Raw genomic sequence first — 19844 nt, 5'->3', positions numbered from 1 at the left:
CGCGAGCCCCGCACATCGGCCCGAGTCAGGCCCCCGGGCCGAACACCATCTCGTCGGGGACGTCGTACCCCAGCTGCACGAGCATGTCCTCGAGGACCAGCGTCACCTGGCGGCTGAGCCGGTCGACGACCTCCTGCTGGGTCTCGTCCTCGTGGTCGAGCCACCAGATCACGCCGGCGTCGACCATGCCGATCACGCCGGCGAGCACGCCGTCCGGCGCCTTCGGGGCCGCCGCGGTCGGCTCGAGATAGGCCGCCATCGCGGCGATCAGCTCGTCGAGGAAGCGGCTGCGGCCCATCCGCACCTGGTGCAGCGCTCGGGTCTGCTTCTGGGCGGCGATGAAGCGGTAGAGGTTCGGGTGCTCTGCCGCCCAGGCGGTGATCACCTCGACGATGCCGTGCACGATCTCGTACGGCGTGCCGCTGCGGCTCAGCCGCGGGCGGATCGCCGCCAGCAGGTCCGCCGAGGCCCCGCGCGCGACGTCGAGGTCGAGCTGCTTCTTGCTCTCGACGTAGCGGTAGGCGTGCGGTCGCGGGATGCCCGCGCGCTCGGCGATCTGGGCCATCCCGACGCCGGGGCCCTCCTCGTCGATCGCGGCGGTCGCCGCGGCGATGAGCAGGCTGCGCCGGCCCGGGTCGTCGCCCACCTTCCGGATCCGGCGCGCGACGGTCGAGTCGACCCACTTCGCGACGTCCACCATGTCCGTCACCCTAACCGGGTACACCCTGTACCCTGACGCCCATGACCAAGCGCCGCTCACCCTGGATGGACCCCGCCGGCTCGACCGACAGCGAGCTCGACGACCTGCGGGACCTCGCCCGCAGCTTCTGCGAGAAGGAGATCAAGCCCCACTCCGAGACCTTCATCGCCAACAAGCAGGTGGACCGCGAGCTGTGGAACAAGGCCGGCGAGCTCGGCCTGCTCTGCCTCTCCGTCCCCGAGGAGTACGGCGGCGGAGGCGGCACGTTCGCGCACGAGGCGATCGTCATCGAGGAGCAGGCCTATGCCGGCGACAGCTCGTGGGGCGCCTCGCTGCACAGCGGGATCGTCGCCCACTACATCCTCGCCTACGGCACCGAGGAGCAGAAGCAGGCGTGGCTGCCCAAGCTCGCCAGCGGTGAGGCGGTCGGCGCGATCGCGATGACCGAGCCCGGCACCGGGTCGGACCTGCAGAGCGTGAAGACCAAGGCGATCCGCGAGGGCGACGAGTACGTCATCAACGGCTCGAAGACCTTCATCACCAACGGCGCCCAGGCCGACGTCGTCATCACGGTCGCGAAGACCAATCCCGAGGAGGCCGCCTCCGGCATCTCGCTGATCATCGTGCCCGCGGACACTCCCGGCTTCTCGCGCGGGCGGGTGCTCGACAAGATCGGCATGAAGGGTCAGGACACCGCCGAGCTCTCCTACGAGGACGTGCGGGTCCCCGTCGCCAACCTGCTCGGCCCCGAGGAGGGCCAGGGCTTCGTCCAGCTGATGCAGCAGCTGCCCCAGGAGCGGCTCATCGTGGCGGTCGCCAACGTGGCCGCGATGGAGGTCATGCTCGAGGAGACGCTGCGCTACGTGCACGACCGCGAGGCGTTCGGCCGCCCGATCTGGGGCTTCCAGAACACCAAGTTCAAGCTGGCCGAGGTGGCCACCGAGGCGCGGGTCGCCCGGTCGTTCGTCGACGAGTGCATCGGCCTGCACATCGAGGGCGAGCTGGACATCCCGACCGTCGCCATGGCCAAGCTGTGGTGCTCGGAGCGGGCGCAGAAGGTGGCCGACATGTGCCTGCAGCTGCACGGCGGCTACGGCTACATGAACGAGTACCCGATCGCCCGTGCCTGGGCCGACCTCCGGGTCTCCCAGATCTACGCCGGCACCTCGGAGATCATGAAGGAGATCATCAGCCGGTCGCTGCCGAAGCCGGCCTGATCGGTTCAGGCGGGGCCGACCAGCTCGGCCCGCGCCAGCTGCACCGCGGCCTGGAGGCCGAGGGACGCGCCGCGTTCCTCGGCCGCCCGCCGCTCGGCGTCGGGCAGCGCCGCGATGGCGGCGCCGGTGCGCTCCGCCCGCTGCATGACGTCGGCGGGCACCATGACCGACCCCTCGTCGACGTAGGCCCGGTCGGCGGCGGCGATCAGCGTCGCGGCGAGCGCTGCCCGCCCCCGTCGTACGGCGAGGGCGGCGAAGGTCTCCAACGCCTCCATCAGCCGGAACGCGTGGTGCTGGAGCTCGAGCAGCGCGTCGGTCGCGCGGGTGACCCGGTCGACGGTCTCCGCCTCGTCGCCGTCGGCCAACGCGGCGTCGGCCAGCAGCAGCTCGGCGACCGCGACCTCGAGCGCGTCGTCGGCGGCGATCTCCAGGACCTCCGCCAGGCACTCGCGGGCCTTGGCCGTGTCGCCCAGCTGGATGGCGTTCCGCGCGCGGTTGGACAGCGGGATCGCCATCGACAGCTCCGGGAGCCCGCGGCGCAGCGCGATGCTCTCGTCCATCAGCGGCGCCGCCTCGGCGACCCGGCCGTCGTCGTGCACGATCCCGGCGAGCGAGTTGAGGGCGCGCGCGCCCCACAGCGAGTCACCGGTGCTCATCAGCAGGTCGTAGGCCGTGCGGCAGTGCCGGATCGCCTCGTCGGTGAGCCCCTGCTCGGCACGGCAGATGGCCAGGGCGTACGACGTCTGGCCGCGCGTGTGCGGGTCCGCGTCCGGCGCCAGCTCGAGCGCGCGGAGCAGCCACTCGACGTCCTCGCTCCCGGGACCCGCGTGGTAGAGGTAGCGGCCCAACGACGGGGACATCCGCAGCAGTCGCGAGCCCCGCGGGTCGTCCCGGTCGGCGGTCGCCGCGAGCCGGGCCGCCGCCACCCGCAGGTTGGCGCGGTCGGGGTGGACCAGCGCGACCCAGGCGTGCACGGTGCCCTGGTTGCCCTCGGTCCCGACGAGGAAGTCGAGGAACCAGGTCGCGTGCCGGTCGGCGACCTCGTCGGTGTCCGGCCCGAGCTGCTCGACCGCGTACTCGCGGATCGTCTCGAGCACCCGGTAGCGGTCCTCCGTCCGCACGACCAGGCTGGCCCGGACCAACGTGACCAGGTCGCTCGCGGAGACGCCGGCCACCGCCTCGGCCGCGTCCGCGCTGAAGCCGCCGTCGAAGATCCCGAGCCGCGCGAACCCCTGCGCCAGCGCGTCGGGCAGCAGTGCCACGCTCCACGCGATCGCGTCGCGCAAGGTGCGCTGGCGCGAGGTGCGGTCGCGGGGGCCGTCGGCCGCCAGGTCGAGCGCCTGCCGGTTGGCGAGCTGCTTCTGGAGCACCTCGAGCGGCAGCTCGTCGGTGCGCGCCGCCACCAGCTCGATCGCGAGCGGGATCCGGTCGAGCTGCTCGCACAGCTCGGCCACCACGTCGGGATCGGCGTCGAAGCGGTGGTCCACCGCCCGCGCCCGCTCGACGAAGAGCGGCACCGCGTCGGTCGGCGCCAGCGGCTCGATCGGCATCACCCGCTCGCCGTACACCCGCAGCGGGACGCGGCTGGTCACGAGCACCCGCAGCCCGGGCGCGGCAGCCAGCAGCTCGGCCACCAACGGCGCGGCGTCGTCGACCTGCTCGAAGTTGTCGAGGACGAGGAGCAGCCGGCGGTCGCGGAGGTACGACGACAGCGCGCCGGTCATGTCGCTGCCCGCTACCTCGACGCCGAGGGTGTCGGCGACCGCGCCGGCGACCAGGCGGTGGTCGTGGAGCGCGTCGAGCGCGACGAACCAGACGCCGTCGGGGTGGTCCGCCGCCAGCGCGTGGGCCGAGGCGATGCCGAGCCGGGTCTTGCCGATGCCGCCGGGCCCGGTGAGGGTGAGGAGCCGGTGGGCGGGGTCGCGGAGCATCGCGGTCAGCGTCGCGATCTCCGGCTCGCGGCCGACGAGCGCGGTGACCGGCGCGGGGAGGTGGCGGCGGGAGCGGAGCTCGACGTCCTCGACCCGGAGCGCCGGGTCGTCGCCGAGGATCGCGGCCTGGAGCCGCTGCAGGTCCTCGCCGGGATCGAGGCCGGTCTCGTCGGCCTTGGTCTCGCGTCCCGCGGCGTAGACCGCGAGCGCGTCGGCCTGGCGGTCGCTGCGGTGGAGGGCGAGCATCAGGTGGCCGCGGAGCTCCTCGTGGAGCGGGTGCTGCTCGACCAGCGGCTCCAGCCACGGCACCAGCTCGCGGTGGCGGCCGAGCGCGAGCAGGCTGCGGGCGCGGACGGCGGCCGCGGCCAGCCGCTCCGCCTCGAGCGCCACCACGACCGGGCCGATCACCGGGAGGTCGCGCAGGTCCTGCCACGCCTCGTCCCCGCACCACAGCGCGAGAGCCTGCTCGGCCTGCTCGGCAGCCCGCGCGGGGTCCGGCTCGGCCGCGGCCTCGGCCACGAGCCGGCTAAAGGTCTCCGCGTCGACCTCGACCCCGTGCTCCTCACCGACCAGCAGCCGGTAGGCGCGGCCCTCGGTGACGAGGCGGTCGCCGTACTCCCCCAGGGCGGAGCGCAGCGACGACACGTAGACCTGCAGGCTGCGCAGCGGGTTGGCCGGACCGCCGTCACCCCAGATCTCGTCGACGAGCCGCTCGACCGAGACCGGTGCCGGCGCCAGCGCAGCCAGGACGCCCAGCACGGCGCGCTGCTTCTTGGGCCCGAGGTCGACCGCGACGCCGTCGACGGTCACGTCGAGCGGGCCGAGAACGGCGATCCGGAGGCTGGGCACCCACGGAGTCTGCATCAGCTCGAGAGCGAATTGAGCGGAATTTGAGCACTGCTGGGGAGTCTTCTCTCACAGCCCGCCCCGAGGGCTCCGGACCGAGAGGAAACACCCCGATGACCGCCCCCGTTCACGCCCGACGGACCCGGCTCGAGCCGCCGCCCGCCTCCCGACCCGTCGGAGCGCCCCGCACCCCCACCCCGGGTCGTCGGGTCGAGCTGCGGTCGGTCCCGATGCCTCCGCCGGAGCGCCCGACCAAGGTGTCCCAGCGCGAGGCCGAGGTGCTCCGGCTGATCGCCCGCGGCCTCTCCAACGCCGAGATCGCCGGCGAGCTGTTCATCTCCCTCCCGACGGTGAAGTCGCACGTCGCCAGCCTGCTCGCGAAGCTCGGGGCCCGCGACCGGGTGCAGCTCGTCGTCGCCGCCTACGAGACCGGCTTCGTCGTCCCGGGCCACGCCCGTGGCGCGGCCCGGAACGCAGCGCGGCCCGTCGCCTGACCTGACCACCCTGGCGCCCTGGCGCCCTGAGGCTGACTCCTCAGGGCGCCAGCGTGCTCGACAGGAGGAACCGGTCGACCTCGATCCGGATCGCGACCCGGTCTGGGTTCTCGCGTGGGACGCGGTAGCGGTTCGCGTAGCAGTGCTCGGCGCGTCGTACGGCGTCGGCGTCGGTGAGCACCCGCGCCCGCCCCTCGAGCGTCGACCAGCGCCGCCCGTCGACCTGGCACGCCGCGACCGGCAACCCGTCCGCAGGCCCGGCCTGGATGTTGCGCACCTTCCGCGCGCTCCTGCTGGTGATCACCCAGGCGCACTGCTGCTCGTGGTCGAGCGCCACCCCGACCGGCACCGCGTGCGGCCGGCCGTCCGGGCGCACGCTGCTGATCGAGCAGAGGTGCCGCTCGGTCCAGAACTCGAGCAGGGCTGCCGGGAACGCGTCCCAGCCGGGTGTCCACGAGGTCATGCCCCGATCCTCCCGGATGGTGGCGGACAGCACACCGGCACCGCTGCCGCCGACGCGTGTCGGCGGCGGGATCGGGTACAGCCCGGTCCCGTCACCGGGCGACCTGCCCGGTTCGACAGACATCGGAGGAACACTGTGGCCATCAAGAACCCCATCGGCATGATCAAGTCCGTAGCTGTCGGATCGCTGAAGACGCCCGTGGCGATCGGCAGGTCGACCGTGGGCGCGGCCGCAGGAGCAGTGACGTCTCTGCTCGGCAACCGCTCCGCTGAGGAAGCTCCGGCAGCGCAGCCCGAGCCGGTGAACGTCACCGAGGAGGCCGGCATCGACCCCGCGCCGGTCGCGAAGCCCAAGGCGAAGCGCACGAAGAAGGCCACGAGCAAGCCGATCACCGGGATCGACGCTGCGGCCGACCCCAGCAGCGTCACCGTCACGCCGGCCGACGTGGCCGAGGTCGTGAGCGCCGACGGACCCGCCGCGTCCGGACCCGGGAAGTAGGACCGGCCCGCCCATGGTTGCCGGCGACGGGCTCAGCGTCGCGGTCACGGGACCGACCGGCACGTTCGGCTCGGCGTTGATGCCGTTGCTGGAGGAGGACGACCGGGTCGGGCGCGTCGTCGGGATCGCGCGGCGGCCGTTCGACCCCGGGGCCCGTGGGTGGTCGAAGATGGAGTACCGCCAGGGCGACGTGCGCGACCCGGACGCCCTCCGTGCCGCGTTCGAGGGCGCCGACGTGGTCGTCCACCTCGCGTTCCTGATCGTCGGCGGCAACAAGCAGACGACCGGGGCGATCAACGTCGAGGGCACCCTCAACGCCTTTCGGGCGGCCGCGGAGGCAGGCGCACGGCGGTTCGTCTACGCCTCGTCGATCGCCGCCTACGGCTTCCACCGCGACAACCCGATCGGGATCCCGGAGGACTGGGCGACCCGGCCCGCCGAGAAGCTCTTCTACGCGCAGGAGAAGGCCGAGCTCGAGCACCTCCTCGGCGAGGCGGCCGCCGATCACCCGGACGTGGAGCTCTACCTCCTCCGGCCGCCGATCGTCCTCGGCCCGGACGCCGTCGGAGCGAAGGTCCAGCTCCCGCAGGCGCTGGCCTGGATCGCCGGTGGCCTGCAGAAGGGCGTACGACGCCTGCCGGCCCTCCCCGCCCTCGTCCCCGACCTGCCGGTCCAGCTCATCCACCAGGACGACGTGGCGAGCGCGCTGCTCCGGTGCACGGTCGGAGCGGGCCCTGCAGGCGCCTACAACATCGCCGCCGACGACGTCCTGAGCCTCGTGGACCTGGCGCGCGAGGCCGGCCTCCGTCCCGTCCCGATCCCCGGTGGACCCGTCGCCGCGGCTGCCCGGGCCGCGGCGAAGCTGCCGCTGCCTCCGACGGCACAGTGGGTGGAGGCGCTGAGCCACCCGGCGATCATGGACACCACCAAGGCGAAGACCGAGCTGGGGTGGACGCCGCAGCACTCGGCGCTGGACGCCCTGCGCGCCACCCTCGACTGAGCCCGACCCGCCCCCCGTGCGAGCTTGCGACGGGTCGGCGCTCTTCATGTGCGAGCTTGCGCCGGGTCGGCGACTGAAGGTGGCTCGCGCAATCCAGGTCAGTACGACTTGGGCAGCCCCAGCGTGTGCATGGCGACGAAGTTGAGGATCATCTCGCGGCTCACCGGGGCGATCCGGCCGAGTCGCGAGGCGACGAGCAGGTTGCCGAGGCCGTACTCGACGGTGAGGCCGTTGCCGCCGTGGGTGTGGACGGCGACGTCGGCGGCGTTGCAGGAGACCTCGCCGCCGGCGTACTTGGCCATGTTGGCGTACTCGCCGGCGCCGAAGTCGTCGCCGGCGTCGTAGAGGGCGGCAGCCTTCTGCCAGAGCAGGCGGGCCTGCTCGAGCTCGATCTTGACCTTGGCGATCGGGTGCTGGATGCCCTGGTGGGCGCCGATCGGCTGGTCCTTCCAGACGCTGCGGGTCTTCGCGTAGTCGACGGCCTTGTCGATGCAATAGCGCGCCATGCCGCAGGACAGGGCGGCGCCCATGATGCGCTCGGGGTTGAGGCCGGCGAACAGCTGCCAGAGGCCGCCGTCCTCGTCCCCGACGAGGGCGTCGACGGGGAGGCGGACGTCGTCGAGGAAGAGAGTGAACTGCTTCTCGGGCGCCTCCCACGACATCGGGATCGGCTGCTTGGTGAAGCCGGCGGCGTCGGTGGGGACGACGAACAGCGCGGGCTTGAGCTTGCCGGTCTTGGCGTCCTGGGTGCGGGCGACGATCAGCACCGACTGGGCCTCGTCGACGCCGGAGATGAAGATCTTCTGCCCGTTGAGGACCCACTCGTCGCCGTCGCGGGTGGCGGTGGTCGTGATGTTGTGGGCGTTGGAGCCGGCGTCGGCCTCGGTGATGCCGAAGGCCATCAGCAGGGTGCCGTCGGCGATGCCGGGCAACCAGCGGGCCTTCTGCTCCTCGGTGCCGCAGCGGGTGATGATCGAGCCGCAGATCGCCGGCGAGACGACCATCATCAGCAGCGGAGCGCCGGCGGCCGAGGCCTCCTCCAGCACCGCGGCGAGGTCGGCCATGCCGCCACCGCCACCGCCGTGCTCCTCGGGGATGTTGACGCCGAGGAACCCCGCCTGGCCCATCTCGAGCCACATCTCGGTCATCTTGCCGCCCTCGCGGGCCTGCTTCTCGACGAACTCGCGCCCGTACTTGCTGGCCAGCTTCTTGACCGCCTCGCGCAGGGCGACGCGCTCCTCGGGCTCGGTGAAGTTGATCGTCATCAGTCGGTTCCTTCGATTTCGTTTCCGGCGGGAGTCACGACGGCGAGCACGGTGCCCGCCTCCACCTGCTGGCCGGTGGTGGCGGCGAGCTCGGTGACCGCGCCGGCGTACGGCGCGGAGATGGTGTGCTGCATCTTCATGGCCTCCATCACGAGGATGGGCTGGCCCTCGGCGACCTCGTCGCCGACCTGGGCGTGGATCGCGACCACGCTGCCGGGCATCGGGGCGAGCAGGGAGCCGGCGGCCACCTGCGTCGCGGGGTCGACGAACCGCGGCTTGCGCTCCAGCGCGACGTGGCCGTCCGGACCGTCGACATCGATCCGGTTGCCGTTGATCGCGACCTCGTAGCGGCGGCGCACGCCGTCGACGTCGAGCACGACCTCGCAGCCGGTGGTCGAGCCTGTCGAGACCGACACCACGACCGCGCCGTCCACCCGGTAGCCGGTGCGCTCTCCCCACCACTCCGCGACGGTGTCGTCGGCGAACTCCACCCGCTGCGGTTGGCTGACCACGTTGCGGAAGCCGGCGGGGATCCGCTGCTGCACCCGGGCGCCGGCGCGCCGCGCCTCGGTCCACGCCAGCGCGGCGACGACCCGCGAGAGGTCCGCGTCGCGCGGGGGCTGCTCCTCGACCAACGGGCCGGAGGCGAGCAGCGCCGTGGAGACGTCGCCGGAGAGGAACCGCTCGTCGGTGAGTACGGCGACCAGCTGGTCGCGGTTGGTCCGCAGCCCGTGCAGGCGGGCCCGGCGCAGCACCGAGACAAGCCGCCGGGCAGCGTCGTCGCGGGTCGGGGCCGCGACGACCAGCTTGGCCAGCATCGCGTCGTAGAACGGCGAGACCACCGAGCCGCTGGCGAACCCGGCCTCGACGCGCAGCCCCTCGACCTCGGGGAACTCGAACCGGTCGAGGGTGCCGACCTGCGGCGCGTAGTCGGCCGCCGGGTCCTCGGCATAGAGGCGGACCTCGATGGCGTGGCCCTCCGGTGCGCCCCGCACCTCGACCACCGGCTGGGCAGGGACGACCCCGGCGCACTCGAGCTGCAGCTGGACCAGGTCGACGTCGTACACCTCCTCGGTGACGGGGTGCTCGACCTGGAGGCGCGTGTTCATCTCCAGGAACCAGAAGCCGTCCCGCGCCGGGTCGTAGAGGAACTCCACCGTGCCGGCGCCGCGGTAGTCGATCGCCTCGGCGGCCGCCTTCGCCGCGGAGTGCAGGGCGGCGCGGGTCTCCTCGGGCAGGGCGGGGGCCGGGGCCTCCTCGACCACCTTCTGGTGGCGACGCTGGACCGAGCAGTCGCGCTCGCCGAGGACGAGGACGCCGGACGGGTGGCCGACGACCTGGACCTCGACGTGGCGACCGTTCTCGACGTACGGCTCGACGAACACCGTGCCGTCGCCGAACGCCGAGAGCGCCTCTGCCTCGGCCTTCTCGATCTCGCCCGCCAGCGCGTCCAGCGAGCGGACGACGCGCATGCCGCGGCCGCCGCCTCCGGCGGAGGCCTTCACCAGCAGCGGGAGGTCGCCCTCGGTCGGCGACGACGGCGCCGAGAGCACCGGCACCCCGGCCGCCTCCATCAGCTTCTTGCTCTCGATCTTCGAGCCCATCTGCTCGATCGAGGCGGGGTCGGGTCCGATCCACAGCAGCCCGGCGTCGACGACTTGACGGGCGAAGTCGGCGTTCTCCGAGAGGAACCCGTAGCCCGGGTGGATCGCGGTCGCCCCGGTCCGCTCCGCCGCGGCGATGACGAGGTCGGCGCGCAGGTAGGTGTCGGAGGGGGCGGTGCCGGGGAGGTGGACGGCGAGGTCGGCCTCGGCCACGTAGGGCAGGTCGGCATCGGCGTCGGAGAAGACCGCGACGGTGTCGATGCCGAGGCGACGGCAGGTGCGAAAGACGCGGGAGGCGATCTCCGCGCGGTTGGCGACGAGGACCCGCTGAGTCGTCACGATGTTCCTCCAAGGTCGGTGATGTCTCGACGCGGCCGGTGCGACCTCGTTCCTCGGTCGCAGGCCTTGCTCGACCTGGCGTCGCGCACGCGCTCCGCTCGTTCCTCGCGAACCACTGCGCCGCTCACATCCTGAAGACGCCGAAGCTGAGGGCGCCCTCGATCGGCTGGTTGTCGATGACGGACAGGCAGATGCCCAGGACGGTGCGGGTGTCGCGCGGGTCGATGACGCCGTCGTCGTAGACCATCCCGGACAGCACGTAGGGCAGCGACTGCTCCTCGATCTGGGCCTCGACCATCTCCTTGATCGCCTTGAAGCCCTCGGCGTCGAACACCTCGCCCTTCTTCTCGGCCGACTCGCGCGCCACGATCTCCAGCACGCCGGCGAGCTGCTGCGGCCCCATCACCGACGACTTCGCGGACGGCCAGGTGAAGAGGAACCGCGGGTCGTAGGCGCGGCCGTTCATGCCGTAGTTGCCGGCGCCGTACGACGCGCCCATGATCACCGTCAGGTGCGGCACGGTGGAGTTCGAGACCGCGTTGATCATCAGCGCGCCGTGCTTGATGATCCCGCCCTGCTCGTAGTCGGTGCCGACCATGTAGCCGGTGGTGTTGTGCAGGAACAGCAGCGGCGTGTCCTTCTGGTTGGCCAGTTGGATGAACTGCGCGGCCTTCTGCGCCTCCTCCGACATCAGGACCCCGCGCGCGTTGGCGAGGATGCCGATCTCGTGGCCGTGCAGCCGGGCCCAGCCGACGCAGAGGGAGGTGCCGTAGAGCGGCTTGAACTCGTCGAACGCGACCAGGTTGTCGGGCCCGGTGGTCGAGCCTGTCGAGACCCCGTCGACGATCCGCAGGATCGCCTCGCGCGGGTCGAAGGGCTCCTTGAGGTCGGTGGGGATGAGGTCGAGCAGCTCCTCGGGGTCGAGGTCCGGCTCGGCGTACGACGCGGGGTCGGGCGCCGCGCCCCTCTTGCGCCAGTTGAGGCGGGCGACGACGCGGCGCGCCTGCCGGATCGCGTCGTGCTCGTCGGCGGCGAGGAAGTCCGAGGAGCCCGAGATCCGCGAGTGCATCTCGGCGCCGCCGAGCGACTCGTCGTCGGTCTCCTCGCCGGTGGCCATCTTCACCAACGGCGGGCCGGCGAGGAACACCTTGGCCCGTTCCTTGACCATGATCACGTAGTCGCTCATGCCGGGCACGTAGGCGCCGCCGGCGGTGGAGTTGCCGAAGACGACCGAGATCGTCGGCTGCTTGCGCGCCGAGGCGCGCGTGAGGTCGCGGAACCCGCGACCGCCCGGGATGAAGATCTCCTTCTGCGTCGGGAGGTCGGCGCCGCCGGACTCGGTGAGGTTGATCGTCGGCAGGCCGTTCTTCTCGGCGATCTCGCTCGCCCGGAAGGACTTGCGCAGCGACCACGGGTTGAGGGCCCCGCCCTTCACCGTCGGGTCGTTGGCGACGATCAGGCACTCCACGCCCTCGACCACGCCGATGCCGGTGACCATGCTCGCGCCGACGGGGAAGTCGCTGCCCCACCCGGCGAGCGGCATCAGCTCGAGGAACGCCGAGCCCTCGTCGACGAGCAGCTCGATCCGCTCGCGGGCGGTGAGCTTGCCGCGCTCCTTGTGGCGGGCGATGTACTTGCCGCCGGCCTCGACCGCCTTGGCCTGCTCGGCGTGGAGCGACTCGATCTTCTCGAGCATCGCTGTCCTGCGGTCGGTCATCCCTCCAGCACCGCCTTCATCCGCTCCAGGGTGGTGCGCATGCCGCGCTCGTTGGTGCGGCCGCGGAGCGCGCCCAGCACCAACCAGTAGCCGCGGAGGAACCACTTCGGCTCGAGCCGGAAGTACTCCGTCACTCGCGTGCTGCCGGCGCTCGGGCCAGGCTCGAGCCGGTAGCCCCAGTTCGTCCACGCGCTGCCCTCGAGGCCGACGGCGAACTCGAACACGCCGGTGCCGTCCGGCCCCGGTTCGACGCACTTGGTCACCGTGCAGGGCGACCAGTAGGTCGGGCCGACGCCGTTGCGCTTCACGTGGCCCTTGAACCGAGCGCCCACCACAGGACCCGTGGCGCCGTGGGTCCACCGCGCCTCGAACGTCTCGGGCGAGAACTCGCCGATCCGCGTCACGTCGCTCACCAGGTCCCAGACCTCCGCCGGAGGCGCGGCGATCGTCAGCGTGACCTCGCGCTCGAGGCCGCTCATGCGCCGTACCCCAGCAGCTTGGCGGCGAGGTCGGTGAGGACCTCGGTGGAGCCGCCGCCGATCGGCAGCAGCCGCACGTCGCGGTAGTGGCGCTCGACCTCGGACTCGCGCATGTAGCCCATGCCCCCGTGCAGCTGCACGGCCTGGTCGGCGACCCAGACCGCCGTGTCGACGGCGGTCTGCTTGGCCAGGCAGGCCTCGGCGATGCAGTCCTCGCCGGCGTCGTACCGACGCGCGACCTCGAGGGTGTAGCTGCGCGCGACCGCGACCTGGCGGTGCATCTCGGTGAGCTTGGCGCGCACGACCTGGTGGGCGACGAGCGGCTCACCGAACGTCTCGCGGTCCTTGCAGTACCGCGCGGCCAGGTTGAGGCACCGCAGCGCGTGGCCGTAGCCCATCAGCGCGAGGAAGATCCGCTCGGTGACGAAGTTCTGGGCGATGTAGTAGAAGCCGTGGTTCTCCTGCCCCACCAGGTTGCCGACGGGGACTCGCACGTCCTCGTACGACAGCTCGCCGGTGTCGGAGGCCAGCCAGCCCATCTTGTCGAGCTTGCGGGAGACGGTGAAGCCGGGTGTGCCCCGGGGGACGACGATCATCGAGATGCCGTGGGCGCCTGCCTCGCCGGTGCGCACCGCGGTGGTGACGAAGTCGCCGCGCACCGAGGAGGTGATGAAGGTCTTGGCCCCGTTGATGATCCAGTGGTCGCCGTCGCGCACCGCGCGGGTGGTGATGTTGGCGACGTCCGAGCCGGTGCCGGGCTCGGTGACCGCCATCGAGCCGATCAGGTCGCCGGCGAGCGTCGGGCGCACGTAGGTGTCGATGAGCTCCTTCGAGCCGTTCTGCACGATGTGCGGGATCGCGATGCCGTGCGTGAAGGCCGAGGCCATCAGGCCGCCCGACCAGCCGGCCTCCATGAAGCCCTGCTGCAGCGCACAGATGTCGAGCAGGGTGCCGCCGTCACCGCCGACCTCTTCGGGGACGCCGATGCCGAGGAAGCCGGCGTGGGCGAGCTTCTTCTGGAACTCGCGCGGGATCTCGCCGTCCTTCTCCCACTGGTCGAGGTAGGGCGTCACCTCGCGCTTGGTGAACTCGATGGCCGAGTCCCGCAGCGCGACCTGCTCCTCGTTGAAGCCATAGGTGAAAGTCGTCATTAGAGGACGTTCCCTTCGATGTTGACGAGCCGGGAGCGGATCCACTCCGCGAGGCCCTTGGCCTGGGGGTCGAACCGGGCGGTGGCTGCGACGCCCTCGTCGAGCAGCCCGTGGATGAGGATGTTGACGCCGCCGAGGTTGGGCAGCACGTAGACCTCGATGTCGAGGTCGGCCGCCTCCGGGATCAGCTCGCGGACCCGGCGCCGCGACATGAACTTGGTGAGCCAGGTGACGCGCTCGGCGTACTTCGGATGGCCGTCGTTCCTCACCCAGAGCCCGATGTTGGCGTCGCCGCCCTTGTCGCCCGAACGGCCGTGGACGAACGTGCCGAGCGGCATCCGACGGGTGAGCTTGTCCTGCGGGGCGGGGTACGGCGAGGGCCGCTGGCCCTCGGTCGGGTCGAGCGGCGACTCAGCCGTCCGGGGGTCGGGCACGATCTCGGTCGTGCCGTCGTGGTGCACGACCGTGTGCTCGACGGCGGTGCGCGGGACGTAGGCGGGGCGGTAGACGCCGTACGCCGTGCCGGGGCCGGGCACCCGGGTGACGCTGAAGCCGGGGTACGACGCCAGCGCCAGCTCGATGATCGGCGCGGTGAGCCCCTTGCCGACCTTGTCGGCGCTGGGGTCGAACGCGGTGACCCGCAGCAGCATCGACGCGCCCTCCTCGGTGTCGGCATCGGGCTGCACCGTGCGGACGCCGGACCACACGACCTTGGCCGGGCGGCCAGCGGAGCCCTCGGGACCGAGCGCGGCGTCGACCTGGGCCTTGATCCACTCGACCTTCGCGTCGGCCTCGAGGCCGGTGACCACGAACTCGGCGGAGTTGCGGAAGCCGGCGAAGTAGTTGAGGCAGACCTTGAGCCGTTCCGGCGGGGCGGAGCCCGCGACGCCGGTGACGGCGACCCGGTCCTCCCCCACCTGCTCGAGTCGCAGCGACGTGAGGTCGACGGTGACGTCGGGGTTGAGGTACTTGGTCGACTGGATCTCGTAGACCAGCTGGGCAGTGACGGTGTCGACGGTGACCGCGCCGCCGGTGCCGTCGTGCTTGGTGATCACCATCGAGCCGTCCTCGGCCAGCTCCGCGATCGGGAAGCCGAGCGGCTCGCCGCTCTTGATCGAGCCTTTCGAGATCAGGTCGGTGAAGCCACTGAAGTTGCCGCCGGTCGCCTGGGTGCCGCACTCGATGATGTGGCCGGCGACGACGGCGCCGGCGAGGGCGTCGTACGACTCCGGCGACCAGCCGAAGTGCGCGATCGCCGGGCCGACGACGACCGAGGCGTCGGTGACGCGGCCGGTGACGACGACGTCGGCGCCGCGGCCCAGCGCGGAGGCGATGCCGAACGCGCCGAGGTAGGCGTTGGCGGTCAGCGGGTCGCCGTAGGCCTCGTGCACGAGGCCGAGGTCGGCGACCTTGCCGCGGAGGTCGTCGCCCTCGACGTGGGCGATCCGCGGGTCGAGGCCGAGGGCGGTGGCGACCTCGCGGAGCTTGTCGGCGAGGCCGCGGGGGTTCACGCCGCCGGCGTTGACCACGACCTTGACACCCTGCTCGAGCGCGAGGCCGAGGGCGTCCTCGGCCTGCTTCACGAACGTGCGGGCGTAGCCGGCGTTCGGGTCCTTGAACGTGTCCTTGCCGAGGATGAGCATCGTCAGCTCGGCGAGGTAGTCGCCGGTGAGGTAGTCGAGCGGACCACCCTCGAGCATCTCGCGGAACGCGGAGAGCCGGTCGCCGTAGAAGCCCGAGCAGTTGCCGATCCTGATCGTCATCCGCGCGCCTCCCGGCCGCCGCCCGCGGGACCCGCGAACGCCTGTGCGATCCTCAGCCACTGCTCGGCGTCGTCGCCGACGGCGACCAGGTCGGTGTCGTCGCGGTGGATGCGTTGGGTGACCAGCTGGCAGAAGTCGTACGCCGACCCGGTCACCGACTGCGCCGCGTCGTCCGGGCCCCACGTCCAGGTGGCACCGCTGGGCGCGGTCAGCTCGACGCGGACCTCTGCGGTCGGCGGCTCGAGCCCGTTCTGGACGTAGGAGAAGCCGCGGGTGCGCACGCCGAGGTGGGCCACGTGCTTGATCCGGTCGCTCGGTGCGGGGCGTGCGGCGATCGCGCTGCTCCCGGTGGTCGAGCCACTCCCGGTGGTCGAGCCGTTCCCGGTGGTCGAGCCTGTCCCGGTGGTCGAGCCTGTCCCGGTGGTCGAGCCTGTCGAGACCAAGCCGTCGTAGACGTCCAGCGCGTGCGCCCAGGTCTCCATGAACCGCGCCGTCGCCATCGACGTCGGCGACATCGGCGGGCCGAACCACGGCATCTTCGTGCCGTCGGGGACTTCCCGGAGCGCGCCCGTGAGCGCGGCCCGGCCGGCGTCCCACCGCGCCATCAGGTCGGCGGGCGGCAGGACCGCGATCTCGACCGCGCCGGCGTCGACGAAGCCGGTCGGGTCCGCGATCGCCTGCAGCACGACGGCGTCCCACGCCTCCTTGCCCTCGGGGGTGCCGGCGCGGGCAGCCAGGACGGCGACCTCGTCGGTCCAGAGCAGGTGGGCGATCGTCGTCGCGATCGTCCAGCGCTCGGCCGGCACGGGGGTGGCCCAGGCGGCGTCGTCGAGGCCGGCCACCGCAGTGCGCAGCTGGTCGCCCTCAGCGGCGAGATCGGACAGGACGCTCTCGAGAACGCTCATTTCCGGTTGCCTCCGTGGAGAGTGGTGTCGAGCGTCTCCGCCCACCGGTCGAGGATCCGGCGCCGGCGCGGCGTGTCGTCGCCGAGGGTGCCGGCCAGGCCGAGGCCTCGCACCAGGTCCAGGGTCGCCTGGACCAGCTCCCGCACGCCGGGCTGGGACTCGTCGGCGCCCAGCAGCCGCACCGTCATCGCATGGGTCTCGCGGCCCACGACGCGCTCGAGCGGCGCCACCGCCTCCAGGAGCGCGGCGTCGGTGCGCGCGGCGACCCAGAGCTCCAGCGCAGCGGTGAAGACCGGTCCGGCGAAGTGATCGCCGAGCATCTGGATGACGGCGCGGGTGCGCTGCGGCCCGGTGGGCAACCGGGCGGCGGCGGCCTGCAGCTCCTCGTGACGGCGCTCGGTCAGGTGGGTCACCGCGGCGACGACCAGGTCGTTCTTCGTCGGGAAGTGGTGCAGCTGGGCGCCGCGGCTGACGCCGGCGCGCTCGGAGACGAGCGTGGTCGTCGTACCGCTGAAGCCGTTCTCGACGAGCAGCTCGACCGTGGCCTCGAGCAGCCGCGCCCGCATCGCCCGGGTGCGCTCCTCCTGGGGAACGCGGGGCGTGGTCGGGGCCGTCACCCGGTCAGGATGGCAACCCACAAACAAACAGTCAAGACTGACTGTAAGTTAACTTTCGTCGGTGCTTTCCGCGCCCTGCTCGTCCGAGCCCTCGTCGCCCGAGCCCTCGGCGTCCTTGCCCGACGTGAGCAGGTCCTCGTCGGGCTCCTCACCCGGCGGCAGCCCCTCGGCGAGCGGGTTGTCCTCGCTCGGCACCAGGTCCTCGGGCAGCTGGTCGTCGGTGATGCCGGTGCCGTCGCTCTCTTCTTCGTGCTGGCTCATGGAGCGGGCGGTACCCACCACAGTTGAGGTGCACCCCAACTCCTGAAACTTTTGCGCGCGGTCGTCGCGAGTGACCCACCCTGGGACCGACGGCCGCCTGCTCCCGGCGGCCCCGGACAACCCGAGGTGCTCCCCCATGAACCATCCCGCTCGGCGGTTGCTCGCCGTCCTCGTCACGGCGGTCCTCGCCACCGCCGCCCTCGTCCTCGGCGGCGCGACGCCCGCCCACGCCTTCGGGGAGGGCAAGCTGCTTCTCAAGGGCGCCGGCCCGTACTACACGGATTCGCCGGCCGTCACCCAGGGCGTGGCCCCGGGCGGGACGAAGAGCTTCTCCGTGAAGGTGGTCAACACGGGAGCCGAGACCCAGCGGTTCGAGCTCGCCGTCATCTTCGCCTCGTTCGGCTCGAGCTGGGAGCTCTTCGCGGGCACGAAGCGGGTGACCGCCCCCTACCTGACCGCACCGATCGCGCCCGGGGAGAGCACACAGCTGAGGCTTCGGCTCTCCGTGGACCGCGGGCGGCCTCCGGGGGAGTACTACGTCAACCTCGAGCTGCGGAACCCCGGTGACCTCTTCGGGTCCGAGAGGGTCTCCGCCGTCGCGACGGCCACCCGGCAGACGGGCACGTCGCGCAACGACCTCTTCCTCAAGACCGGAGCGCAACCCTTCGTCACCGGGGGGCAGCCGACTATCTTCGGCCCGGGGGACGCCTACCTGACGGCAGCCGCCCTCAAGCCCGGCGGCACCGCCAGCTTCATCATGCAGCTGCGGAACAACGGTGCGACACCGACCTCCGCCGTCAAGGTGCTCGCCTCACCGGAAGACTGTCCGCAGGACTACGCGGTGTCCATCCGTCAGGGCGCTGCCGACGTGACGGCGGCGATGATGGGCGGGACCTACACGACGGGCGTGCTCAAGCCCGGCGCGAGGATCGAGTTCAGGATATCGATCAAGCTGGTCGCCACCCCGACGTGCGACGGCACCTACCTTCAGTTCGTCGCTGACGGGGCGGACGGCCTGAGGTCCGTGGTCGCCCACGCTGTCCCCGCCGTCGCCTGACCTTAGTCGTGCGTCGGGAAGCCCAGGTTGATGCCTCCGTGTGAGGGGTCGAGCCACCGGCTGGTGATCGCCTTCTCGCGGGTGAAGAACTCGACACCCTGCGGGCCGTAGGCCTTGGCGTCACCGAAGATCGAGGCCTTGTAGCCGCCGAAGGAGTGGTAGGCGACCGGCACCGGGATCGGCACGTTGATCCCGACCATGCCGACCTCGACCTCGCGCTCGAAGCGGCGCGCGGCACCGCCGTCGTTGGTGAAGATGGCGGTGCCGTTGCCGTAGGGGCCGGAGTTGATGAGCTCCACGCCGTCCGTGTACGACGACACCCGCACCACCGACAGCACGGGACCGAAGATCTCGTCCTGGTAGACCGGCGAGGTCGTCGGCACCTTGTCGATCAGCGTGGGACCGAGCCAGAAGCCGTCGTCCGCACCCTCGAACTTGCCCTCGCGGCCGTCGACCACGACGGTCGCGCCGTCGGAGCCGGCGACGTCGATGTAGCCCGCCACCTTGTCGCGGTGCTCGCGGGTGATGAGCGGACCCATGTCGCAGCCCTTGCGGCCGTCCCCGGTGACGAGCTTGCCCATCCGGTCCCGGATCTTCCCGATCAGCTCGTCGGCGACCGGCTCGACCGCAAGCAGGACGGAGATCGCCATGCAGCGCTCGCCGGCGGAGCCGAAGCCGGCGTTGACGGCCGAGTCGGCGACCAGGTCGAGGTCGGCGTCGGGCAGCACCAGCATGTGGTTCTTGGCGCCGCCGAGGGCCTGGACCCGCTTGCCGTGCGCGGTGCCGGTCTCGTAGACGTACTTCGCGATCGGCGTCGAGCCCACGAACGAGATCGAGGCGACGTCGGGGTGCGTCAGCAGCGCGTCGACGGCCTCCTTGTCGCCGTGGACGACGTTGAAGACGCCGTCGGGGAGACCGGCCTCCTTCAGCGCGGCGCCGATCCAGTTGGCGACGCTCGGGTCCTTCTCGCTCGGCTTCAGCACGACGGTGTTGCCGGTCGCGATCGCGATCGGGAAGAACCACATCGGGACCATCGCCGGGAAGTTGAACGGGCTGATGATGCCGACGACGCCGAGCGGCTCCTTGATGGAGTAGACGTCGACGTCGGTCGACACGTTCTGCGAGAACGCGCCCTTGGTGAGGTGGGGCATCGCGCACGCGAACTCCACGACCTCCAGGCCGCGGGCAACCTCGCCGGCCGCGTCGGAGAGCACCTTGCCGTGCTCGGAGGTGAGGATCGCGGCCAGCTCGTCCTTGCGCTGGTTGAGGATCTCGCGGAACGCGAACATCACCTGCTGGCGCTTGGTGATCGACGTGTTCCCCCAGGCTTTGGACGCCTCCTTGGCGATGCCGACGGCCCGGTCGACGTCGCCGGCGGTGGCGAAGCGGACCTCCTTGGAGACCACGCCCAGGGCGGGGTCGTAGACAGGTCCGGTGCGGGTGCCCTCGCCGGGGTCGGTGGTGCCGGAGATCCAGTGGTCGAGAGTCTCGGTCATGGGTTTCACTTCCTGGTGCAGGGGTCTCGATACGCGCTCGC

The 19844-nt window shown here is 71.8% G+C and carries 18 protein-coding genes; 5 read left to right on the top strand and 13 right to left on the bottom strand.

The window, feature by feature from the left end; translation table 11 throughout:
• Positions 1-25 precede the first annotated feature (25 nt).
• Positions 26-700, bottom strand: a complete 675-nt coding sequence (locus DJ010_RS13235) for a TetR/AcrR family transcriptional regulator (RefSeq protein ID WP_109694411.1) — start codon at positions 698-700, stop codon at positions 26-28.
• A 41-nt stretch (positions 701-741) separates the two neighbouring features.
• On the opposite strand from DJ010_RS13235, the gene DJ010_RS13230 reads away from it, so the two are divergent.
• Positions 742-1917, top strand: a complete 1176-nt coding sequence (locus tag DJ010_RS13230) for an acyl-CoA dehydrogenase family protein (protein WP_109694409.1) — start codon at positions 742-744, stop codon at positions 1915-1917.
• A gap of 5 nt (positions 1918-1922) precedes the next feature.
• Here the strand turns inward: DJ010_RS13230 and DJ010_RS13225 are convergent, their stop codons facing one another.
• On the bottom strand, positions 1923-4697 hold the full coding sequence (locus DJ010_RS13225) for an AfsR/SARP family transcriptional regulator (protein ID WP_158283016.1): 2775 nt from the start codon (positions 4695-4697) through the stop codon (positions 1923-1925).
• 110 nt (positions 4698-4807) lie between these two features.
• Between DJ010_RS13225 and DJ010_RS23065 the strand changes: the two genes are divergently transcribed.
• Entirely contained in the window at positions 4808-5188 is a 381-nt protein-coding gene (locus DJ010_RS23065) for a response regulator transcription factor (RefSeq protein ID WP_170124644.1), read from the top strand.
• Between the two features lie 40 nt (positions 5189-5228).
• On the opposite strand, the gene DJ010_RS13215 is transcribed toward DJ010_RS23065, so the two are convergent.
• The gene (locus DJ010_RS13215; RefSeq protein ID WP_109694558.1) at positions 5229-5651 is read right to left on the bottom strand and encodes a pyridoxamine 5'-phosphate oxidase family protein; all 423 of its coding nucleotides are present in this window, start codon (positions 5649-5651) and stop codon (positions 5229-5231) included.
• 135 nt (positions 5652-5786) lie between these two features.
• Between DJ010_RS13215 and DJ010_RS13210 the strand changes: the two genes are divergently transcribed.
• Together DJ010_RS13210 and DJ010_RS13205 are read left to right on the top strand one after the other, a co-directional pair.
• A complete protein-coding gene (locus DJ010_RS13210; RefSeq protein WP_109694405.1) occupies positions 5787-6149 on the top strand; it encodes a hypothetical protein in 363 nt (120 codons plus the stop codon).
• A 13-nt stretch (positions 6150-6162) separates the two neighbouring features.
• Positions 6163-7149, top strand: a complete 987-nt coding sequence (locus tag DJ010_RS13205) for an NAD-dependent epimerase/dehydratase family protein (protein ID WP_109694403.1) — start codon at positions 6163-6165, stop codon at positions 7147-7149.
• Between the two features lie 98 nt (positions 7150-7247).
• Here the strand turns inward: DJ010_RS13205 and DJ010_RS13200 are convergent, their stop codons facing one another.
• From DJ010_RS13200 to DJ010_RS21825, 9 genes are all read right to left on the bottom strand, one after another.
• Positions 7248-8414 (bottom strand): acyl-CoA dehydrogenase family protein, encoded by a 1167-nt coding sequence (locus DJ010_RS13200; RefSeq protein ID WP_109694401.1) that lies wholly within the window; start codon positions 8412-8414, stop codon positions 7248-7250.
• Positions 8414-10357 carry an acetyl/propionyl/methylcrotonyl-CoA carboxylase subunit alpha gene (locus DJ010_RS13195; protein WP_109694399.1) on the bottom strand — a complete coding sequence of 648 codons (1944 nt, stop codon included), beginning with the start codon at positions 10355-10357 and terminating at the stop codon, positions 8414-8416. Before DJ010_RS13195 ends, DJ010_RS13200 begins: the two co-directional genes overlap by 1 nt.
• Positions 10358-10481: 124 nt before the next feature.
• Positions 10482-12074 (bottom strand): acyl-CoA carboxylase subunit beta, encoded by a 1593-nt coding sequence (locus DJ010_RS13190; RefSeq protein WP_109694397.1) that lies wholly within the window; start codon positions 12072-12074, stop codon positions 10482-10484.
• Positions 12071-12553, bottom strand: a complete 483-nt coding sequence (locus tag DJ010_RS13185) for an SRPBCC family protein (protein WP_109694395.1) — start codon at positions 12551-12553, stop codon at positions 12071-12073. Before DJ010_RS13185 ends, DJ010_RS13190 begins: the two co-directional genes overlap by 4 nt.
• Positions 12550-13704, bottom strand: coding sequence for an acyl-CoA dehydrogenase family protein (locus DJ010_RS13180; protein WP_109694393.1), 1155 nt, complete (start codon positions 13702-13704; stop codon positions 12550-12552). Before DJ010_RS13180 ends, DJ010_RS13185 begins: the two co-directional genes overlap by 4 nt.
• Positions 13704-15467 (bottom strand): acyclic terpene utilization AtuA family protein, encoded by a 1764-nt coding sequence (locus DJ010_RS13175; protein ID WP_109694391.1) that lies wholly within the window; start codon positions 15465-15467, stop codon positions 13704-13706. The genes DJ010_RS13180 and DJ010_RS13175 overlap by 1 nt, the downstream gene beginning before the upstream one ends.
• Positions 15464-16372: a maleylpyruvate isomerase family mycothiol-dependent enzyme gene (locus tag DJ010_RS22715; protein ID WP_109694390.1), complete on the bottom strand. Its 909-nt coding sequence runs from the start codon at positions 16370-16372 to the stop codon at positions 15464-15466. Before DJ010_RS22715 ends, DJ010_RS13175 begins: the two co-directional genes overlap by 4 nt.
• Entirely contained in the window at positions 16369-16989 is a 621-nt protein-coding gene (locus tag DJ010_RS13165) for a TetR/AcrR family transcriptional regulator (protein WP_342769496.1), read from the bottom strand. The genes DJ010_RS22715 and DJ010_RS13165 overlap by 4 nt, the downstream gene beginning before the upstream one ends.
• 48 nt (positions 16990-17037) lie before the next feature.
• Positions 17038-17250, bottom strand: coding sequence for a hypothetical protein (locus DJ010_RS21825; protein WP_146207345.1), 213 nt, complete (start codon positions 17248-17250; stop codon positions 17038-17040).
• A 136-nt stretch (positions 17251-17386) separates the two neighbouring features.
• Between DJ010_RS21825 and DJ010_RS13155 the strand changes: the two genes are divergently transcribed.
• On the top strand, positions 17387-18307 hold the full coding sequence (locus DJ010_RS13155; protein ID WP_146207344.1) for a COG1470 family protein: 921 nt from the start codon (positions 17387-17389) through the stop codon (positions 18305-18307).
• 2 nt (positions 18308-18309) lie between these two features.
• Here the strand turns inward: DJ010_RS13155 and DJ010_RS13150 are convergent, their stop codons facing one another.
• Positions 18310-19803 carry a CoA-acylating methylmalonate-semialdehyde dehydrogenase gene (locus DJ010_RS13150; protein WP_109694382.1) on the bottom strand — a complete coding sequence of 498 codons (1494 nt, stop codon included), beginning with the start codon at positions 19801-19803 and terminating at the stop codon, positions 18310-18312.
• Between the last annotated feature and the right edge of the window lie 41 nt (positions 19804-19844).

Source organism: Nocardioides silvaticus (genome assembly GCF_003160695.1).
Classification (GTDB): domain Bacteria; phylum Actinomycetota; class Actinomycetes; order Propionibacteriales; family Nocardioidaceae; genus Nocardioides; species Nocardioides silvaticus.
Note: the sequence above shows the minus strand (reverse complement) of the source record. Positions and strands in the feature narration are given on the sequence as shown.

Bases quoted from the DNA above. Each gene is read 5' to 3' on its own strand.
- DJ010_RS13235 (WP_109694411.1), bottom strand. From the start codon at position 700: ATGGTGGACGTCGCGAAGTGGGTCGACTCGACCGTCGCGCGCCGGATC.
- DJ010_RS13230 (WP_109694409.1), top strand. From the start codon at position 742: ATGACCAAGCGCCGCTCACCCTGGATGGACCCCGCCGGCTCGACCGAC.
- DJ010_RS23065 (WP_170124644.1), top strand. From the start codon at position 4,808: ATGACCGCCCCCGTTCACGCCCGACGGACCCGGCTCGAGCCGCCGCCC.
- DJ010_RS13215 (WP_109694558.1), bottom strand. From the start codon at position 5,651: ATGACCTCGTGGACACCCGGCTGGGACGCGTTCCCGGCAGCCCTGCTC.
- DJ010_RS13205 (WP_109694403.1), top strand. From the start codon at position 6,163: ATGGTTGCCGGCGACGGGCTCAGCGTCGCGGTCACGGGACCGACCGGC.
- DJ010_RS13200 (WP_109694401.1), bottom strand. From the start codon at position 8,414: ATGACGATCAACTTCACCGAGCCCGAGGAGCGCGTCGCCCTGCGCGAG.
- DJ010_RS13190 (WP_109694397.1), bottom strand. From the start codon at position 12,074: ATGACCGACCGCAGGACAGCGATGCTCGAGAAGATCGAGTCGCTCCAC.
- DJ010_RS13185 (WP_109694395.1), bottom strand. From the start codon at position 12,553: ATGAGCGGCCTCGAGCGCGAGGTCACGCTGACGATCGCCGCGCCTCCG.
- DJ010_RS13180 (WP_109694393.1), bottom strand. From the start codon at position 13,704: ATGACGACTTTCACCTATGGCTTCAACGAGGAGCAGGTCGCGCTGCGG.
- DJ010_RS13175 (WP_109694391.1), bottom strand. From the start codon at position 15,467: ATGACGATCAGGATCGGCAACTGCTCGGGCTTCTACGGCGACCGGCTC.
- DJ010_RS22715 (WP_109694390.1), bottom strand. From the start codon at position 16,372: ATGAGCGTTCTCGAGAGCGTCCTGTCCGATCTCGCCGCTGAGGGCGAC.
- DJ010_RS21825 (WP_146207345.1), bottom strand. From the start codon at position 17,250: ATGAGCCAGCACGAAGAAGAGAGCGACGGCACCGGCATCACCGACGAC.
- DJ010_RS13155 (WP_146207344.1), top strand. From the start codon at position 17,387: ATGAACCATCCCGCTCGGCGGTTGCTCGCCGTCCTCGTCACGGCGGTC.
- DJ010_RS13150 (WP_109694382.1), bottom strand. From the start codon at position 19,803: ATGACCGAGACTCTCGACCACTGGATCTCCGGCACCACCGACCCCGGC.